Below are 6,973 nucleotides of genomic sequence, written 5' to 3'. Positions count from 1 at the left end.
AGCTCGCGTGGGTTGTGGAGCGTGGTGGCGGTGTGGGCAATCGGGCACTGGTTTGAGAATCGCGAGCAGCACCTCGGCGCGGGTGTGCTAAGATGGCGTCTCGCAGGCGCCGTGCTGCTCATGGCAGCCATTGCGCTGGTGATGTTCGGCGATTGAACCATGGCCAACGATACGACCGCCGCGTTGTCCCTGAATCCGCGCCCGCGGTAATTCTCGGACGTCGCCACAACAGCCGGGTGTGACAGGTGCCGGACGGACCGACAACTGAAAGAAACGGCTCGAGGCACAGCCCGGCGACATGATTCAATGCACCGGCGGTTGCTCAGTCCCGGTGAAGGGCGCGACAATTTGTATGATACCATGCGTTGTGGCTGTAACTTGAAAAGCAGGCGACGGAAAGCACGGAGCATGTGCAACCCCGGGCCGCCGCGCGCCGTCTCGCCCGCTTCCCGTACGGTCGGGCATTGCCCTTCCGCTTCGACATGTTTGTGCTGTGCGTTCCCAACGCTCTCGCTCCAAAATAAAACTGTGGTGCTTAGCTGATCAAGCCATGCCAGTGGATCCAAAACCGCCTCAGTTCAATGGCGATCCGGAGGCTGGCAGCGCGTCCCCGCCCGCGGTCAACACTCCCCCTTTCCTGTCCGCCGACTCTCCTCCGCCGCTGTCGCCGCAGCCAACGATCGAGTCCTCGCCCGCGCGACGGTTGATCGCCGTCCTGCTGAGCCTGTGTCTGGGACTATTCCTGGCCGATGGGGCCGTTTCGCTGGTCGATGACTCCTTGATTCTCTTTTTCGGTATCCACGTCCTGGGGTTGATTCGTGGAGTTCTGTTTTTTTTCGCCGCTCTCATCGCTCTGGTGGTTTACGGCCTGATGGGACTCACTCCCATGATCCCCAAATGCCTGTTTTTGCCGGTTGTTCTGTTCACCCCTCTGGCTCAACTCGTCGTCATACCGTTCTTGATCTATTTCTACAGTCGTTGTGAGAAGATCGCCTGGGTCACGTCGTTCTGCGAGGTGCTCTGCGGTCTGAGCGTCCTTTACCGGGTGCAGGGTGGGTTTAAGTTCCGTTGGCCGTTGATCGCCGGGAACCGGCTTGAGGCCCGGCGATTCAGCTGGCGGAATCTGTCGGCATTCCTGCTGGTGAACTTGTTCATGTTGTTGCCTGCCGCCGTTGGTTATCTCTGCCTTTGCGCCGCGCTTGCCGTGAATCATTTCAGCGAGGGCTTCCTGGCGCTGCGGCCGGGCGGTTTGACGGTCCAGGTGAGACGATACGTTCGCGACGACGGAAAGACCATCCAGTTGGTGCCCATGTCGCACATCGGGGAACCGGACTTCTACCGCAAGCTTTCGCAATCGTTTCCGACCAACGCGATCATTCTCATGGAAGGCGTGACGGACCGCCGGCATCTGCTCACGAACGGGATCAGTTACCAGCGCGTGGCGGCCTCGCTCGGCGTCGCCGAGCAGGTGAAGGAGTTCAAGCCAAGCCGGGAACGGTTGGTGCGGGCTGATGTGGATGTCGAACAGTTCGCCCCAACCACGATTGATTTCCTCAACCGGGTCATGCTCATTTATTCCAAGGGGTTGAACGCGGAGAATGTACAGACACTGATACAAAATCCGCCGGCTCCCGAGTTTCAGGAACAACTTCTGGACGATCTCCTCCGGAAGCGCAACCGGCGCCTCCTGGACGAAATCCAAAGCCGACTCCCGCAATCGGAATACATCATTGTACCGTGGGGCGCGGCCCACATGCCCGAGATCGCGAGAGAAATTCAAAAGTCCGGTTTTCGTCTGCAGGAAACCCGGGAATACACGGCGCTGCGGTTTCGTTCCGTTGGAAACAAAAGCAGGAACGCCGGGACAGAGAACGACACCGGAGAACCGAAATGAAGTTGCCACCATCGCCCTTTGAGACGCGGACGTTCGTCTCTTTACTCGCCGCGTGTGTTCGTGTTGGACGCCTTCCCCGTTCTAAAACAGGAATTGTAATTTGACGCCGCTGCGACATTGTTTTGTCCGCGCATTATGACACCCATCACGACTCGCCGACTGTTGGTCGCGGGAATGTTTCTCCTGCTGTCCGCGCCGCTCTCAAACGCCGGGGTCAGGGTTTCCACTGAACACAATCCCGGCGGATCGGGCTTCAGGTTCAAAGCCGTGCCCGCGCCCGCGAACAACGACGCTGCCACGAAGGGGACGTTCACATTGGTGGACGGCGAGCGCGATGGGAACGGAGGCGAACCGGACGTCCTGCATGACGGGCGGGTTCCCGCGGACGAGGATCAGCCGGCGGAGAATTTCTTTTTCCGCGCCGGCACGGATGGCGGCAGGCTTCAACTCGATCTCGGCAGCGTCATTGCGGTGAAGCAGGTGAACACCTACTCATGGCACACCGGTACGCGCGCCCCGCAGGTTTACAAGCTGTTCGCGGCCGAGGGCGGCACAGATGGATTCAATGCGGCGCCCAAGAGGGGAACCGACCCGCTATCGTGCGGATGGAAGCTCGTCGCCAGTGTGGACACGCGCCCATCGGAAGATGATGGCGGCGGCCAGTACGGGGTGACGATGTCGGACCCCGAGTCAGGCGTGCTGGGCCGGTATCGCTACCTGCTGTTCGACATTTCGCGAACCGAGGATCGGGACGCCTTCGGAAACACGTTTTACAGCGAGATCGATGTGATCGACGCCAACGGGCCGGCGCCCACGGCCGCGCCAGCCGGCGACGAAGAACCCATCGTCAGATCGTTCGCGGCGGAAGGAGGGAAATACAAGTTCACGCTCGACGCGACAGCAGCGCCGGACCTGATGGAGTGGGCGGACGCAAAACTCCGGCCGGTCGTCCAGGAATGGTACCCGAAGCTCGTCGCGATGTTGCCGAGCGACGGCTTCGAGGCGGCGACCAACGTCACGTTGAGGTTCCGGAATGACATGGGCGGCACGCCGGCGGCAGCCGCGGGCGGCCGGATCAATCTGAACAGCGGCTGGTTCCGGCGGGAATTGAAACGCGAAGCGGTCGGCTCGGTCGTGCACGAGATGGTCCACGTGGTCCAGAATTACGGACGCGCGAGGCGCTCGAACCCCAACGCCACCCGCACCCCGGGCTGGCTGGTCGAGGGCATCGCCGACTACATCCGCTGGTTCCTCTATGAGCCGGAGACGAAGGGAGCCGAGATCACGGAGCGGAATCTGGCGCGGACGAAATATGACGCGAGCTACCGCATCACGGGCAATTTTCTGAATTGGGTCACGCAGAACCATGACCACGAAATCGTCCGCAAGCTGAACGCCGCCGCGCGGGAGGGAAAGTACGCCGAGCAGCTTTGGAAGGATTGGACGGGCAAAACGCTCCAGGAACTCGGTGACGACTGGAAAAAAACCAACGAAGAGCGGATCAGCGCCGCACAAGCCGGGTCCGGTGCGAAGAAGCCTGATGCGGTCGTGAAATGACGGGCGCCCAAAACCGCCAGTGAACGTCGTCGGGCCGACCGCCGTGGTGCCCGGCAAGTTTCAGCGATGCGTGCCCGTAACAGCGCGGTGAGCGTCGCGTTGACGACCGGAGTCGAAACCGCTATTTCTGGGACGTGACCCACCAATTTCCCCTTCGCCGTTTCGGTGTGAACGTCGTTCGAGTCGGATTTTTTCCACGAGTCCTGTCGGCTGTTCTCGTTGCGGTCCTTTTCGGAATCGCCGTTGCTCCAGCCATCGCCGCGCCGGGCGACGGCCATTGGGATCGCCAGTTCGGCATGGCCGGCACCGGCACCCGGAACTTCGCGTTGCGTTTCAATGGCAATTCACTCTACACGGGTGGCTACAGCCTGCTCAGCGGGCAGCTGGCCACAAACACAACGGTGAACATTTTTGATGGAACCAACTGGAGCACTCTCGGCGAGATCACCGCTGGTACACTGGTGATCTATGATTTCGCGTTTCTCGGTTCGAACGTTTATGTGGGCGGCGTCTTTACGCAAGCGGGCGGCGTTCCCGCGGTCGGCCTGGCAAAATGGGACGGCGCCAACTGGTCGGATGTGGGCGGTTTTTCCGGTGTGGTTTTCGAGATGACGACCGACGGCGCCAACCTTTACGTCGGCGGCGCGTTCACCAATGCGGGCGGAATCCTCGCCACCAACATTGCCCGATGGGACGGGACGAACTGGTCAACGCTGGGGGACGGCATTGGCTATTACGACAACTTCCTGTTTCCCTCGGTGAATGTCATGGCCTGGCATAATGGGCAACTCTATGTGGGAGGCGCGTTCACCAACGCCGGAACCGTTGCGGTTACCAATCTCGCGCGATGGGATGGCAGCGCCTGGTTCGATGTCGGCGGTGGCGTGTCGGGTGACGCCAGCATCTTGACCGGAGTCCCCGTTTCAACGCTGCAATTCCTGGGTGACGACCTTTATGTGGGCGGCAATTTCACTGCGGTCGGTGATGGCGTGCCGGCCCTCAACGTTGCCCGGTGGGACGGCAATACATGGTCGGCGCTGGGCTCGGGACTTAAAGCACCCGCGAACAGCGCTCCCGTGAACGCCCTGGCGTTTCTCGGAACCGACCTCTATGCCACCGGCAACTTCACCAACGCCGGCGGCGTCACCGCGACGCGTGTCGCCCGGTGGGACGGCCTCTCCTGGTCGTCCATCGGTGCCATCAACGGCACCCCCGCCTGCGCCGTTTCCAATTCCGGTTCGATCTACCTCTGTGGAGATTTCAACGTTGCGGGCACGGTCATCGGCAATCACATCATCCGCTGGGACGGCTTCAATTGGCACGGCGTCATGGGTAAACCGGCGCAAGGCACGCACTTTTTTGTGCAGGCGCTCGGGCTGGCCGCCAACAGCGTTTACATGGGTGGATTCTTCAGTGCTGCGGGGGATACGCCGGCCTCACGCGTCGCGCGCTGGGATGGGACCAACTGGCATGCGCTGGGCGGCGGGTTGACCCGATCCTTCGCGGGCAGTCTGGATGTTCGCGCCATCAAGGCCCGCGACAACGAGGTTTACATCGGCGGCGACTTCACGGGCGCCGGAGGGATTGATTGCACCAACATCGCCATGTGGGACGGCAACAACTGGTCGCCGCTGGCCAGCGGCCTCGACGGTCCAGTGTTCGCCATCGAAGTTACTCCCACGGATGTTTATGTGGGCGGAAGTTTCACCAACGCCTACGACTCGCCTGGATTCGATGTAGCGGCGAATCGCATCGCGCGCTGGGACGGCGCCAACTGGTGGGAGTTGGGCAATGGCGTGAGCGGCAGCGTGAACGCCATCTGCGCGGCGAACGGCATCGTTTATGTGGGCGGATCGTTCACCAACGCCAGCGGTATCACTGCGAACCGCATCGCCATGTGGGACGGCGCGAACTGGTCGCCGCTTGGCACCGGCGTCAACGGCACCGTAAGCGCCATCCTGGTGGACGGCACGGACGTTTATGTGGGCGGATCATTCACCTCGGCCGGCGGCGTGACGGCGCCTGCCATCGCCAAATGGGACGGCAGCAACTGGTCATCGCTTGGCCAGGGCATGTTTTACACCAGCGCCGCTTCCGTGCGGTCGCTGGCGAAGATTGGAAGTTACCTGTATGCGGCGGGAACCTTCACTAATGCCGGCGGCGCCACGCTCGCCCACTCGATCGCCCGGTGGGACGGCGCCCAATGGGAAGCCCTCGGCAGCGGTATCGGCAACATGATCAGTGTAACGCGTGGGAACGCCCTGCTGGCCTGGGGCAACGATCTGTTCGTCGGCGGCATTTTCGAGGACGCCGGCGGCGGCGACTCCGGATACATCGCGCGTTGGAACGACCAGATTGATTTCACGCCGCCTGCGATCCTGCGGCTGCTCAATCCGCAGATGCTTCCGGGAAACACGTTCAAGTTCCGCGCCACCGCGACCGACCGCGCCGCTTATGTCATCGAACACTCGGCCGACTTCGTCACCTGGACGCCGCTGCTTACAAATAGTCTGTCTGCCTCGGACATCACCAACTCAGCGACAGGCGCAAATGTCCGGACTTACCGGATGCGGCAGATTCCCTGAAAGACGACCGGCCGCCATTTTTTATCCGCCGCCAAACGCCTGTCCATTGTGGAATCGGCTTGCGCGAAAAACCGATTCAACGTGCAATGACAGCATGGCCACGATCCGCACCCGGCGACGCATTGCTTCACCGCGTCAATCGAACCGTCAGCAACAGCGTGCCGGTTCTCTCCTCACGATGGGTGCCAATGGCCACTTGCGATCTTCGCTGCGCCGGTTGCTGGTTTGGGGACTGTGCGCGTCCGGCGTTGCGATTTCCTCTGGCGCTGTCTTCGATCAGCAAGCCATCGCAACGGAGAAGGATCCTTACAGCGTGCGCGCCATCGCCGATGATCCCTCCATTCATCGGTCGGCGGCGGTTTACTCCAAAGACCATCCGCCTGCGACACCGGCGCTCGAAGCGCTTCCGCTCAAGCAAAGTGTTTCGCAGTACGGCATCACCTGGACCTTCGAGCAGCCCGCCCGCGTCGGACAGTTTATCAACGGCGATTGGTACGTCGTTGGACCTGCGACGATCAAAACGATTGATCCCCGACCGCTTTATGGCGCGGAAATAGCCGAAGCCGAACTCGATCACATGGACAAGGAGCGCCCCGAGAATCAACGGGTCCGCAACGGGTTCATGCGCAATCCGCCGGCCCAGATGAAAGTCGCGTATGACAGCGGCGTGCGAAACTGGTTCGATCCCGCCCTCGTCCAGAAGCTGCCCGTGGCCCTGAAGCCCGGCGATTCGCTGGTCTCGACCATCAGCATGCCCAAGGGTTTGGTGTTGCACGCGCCGTTGCGAAACAAGATCGAGCGCGGTGTGGATGACAGCAGCCCCATCCGCACGGCCGCGGTGCTGACCTGCGTCTCAGCGCCACAACCGCCCGATGCTTTTCGCCCGGCATTCTGCGACCGCGAGCAACGAATTTATCTCGCGCGAAATCTCCGGCGC

General features: G+C 61.6%; 4 protein-coding genes. All 4 read left to right on the top strand.

Features of this window, described 5'->3' with window-relative positions:
• Nucleotides 1-550: 550 nt before the first annotated feature.
• Nucleotides 551-1,894 (top strand): hypothetical protein, encoded by a 1,344-nt coding sequence (locus VN887_20825; GenBank protein ID HXT42464.1) that lies wholly within the window; start codon nucleotides 551-553, stop codon nucleotides 1,892-1,894.
• A gap of 135 nt (nucleotides 1,895-2,029) precedes the next feature.
• Complete coding sequence (locus VN887_20820) at nucleotides 2,030-3,451, top strand: basic secretory protein-like protein (GenBank protein ID HXT42463.1); 1,422 nt, start codon at nucleotides 2,030-2,032, stop codon at nucleotides 3,449-3,451.
• A gap of 134 nt (nucleotides 3,452-3,585) precedes the next feature.
• Entirely contained in the window at nucleotides 3,586-6,036 is a 2,451-nt protein-coding gene (locus VN887_20815; protein HXT42462.1) for a hypothetical protein, read from the top strand.
• A gap of 94 nt (nucleotides 6,037-6,130) precedes the next feature.
• Nucleotides 6,131-6,973, top strand: an 843-nt coding sequence (locus VN887_20810) for a hypothetical protein (GenBank protein HXT42461.1), incomplete at its 3' end; no start/stop codon positions are given.

This window comes from Candidatus Angelobacter sp., from assembly GCA_035607015.1.
Taxonomy (GTDB): domain Bacteria; phylum Verrucomicrobiota; class Verrucomicrobiia; order Limisphaerales; family AV2; genus AV2.
Note: the sequence above shows the minus strand (reverse complement) of the source record. Positions and strands in the feature narration are given on the sequence as shown.

What these genes read in the sequence shown, in the direction of transcription:
- VN887_20825 (HXT42464.1), top strand. Translation starts at nt 551, where the DNA reads ATGCCAGTGGATCCAAAACCGCCTCAGTTCAATGGCGATCCGGAGGCT.
- VN887_20820 (HXT42463.1), top strand. Translation starts at nt 2,030, where the DNA reads ATGACACCCATCACGACTCGCCGACTGTTGGTCGCGGGAATGTTTCTC.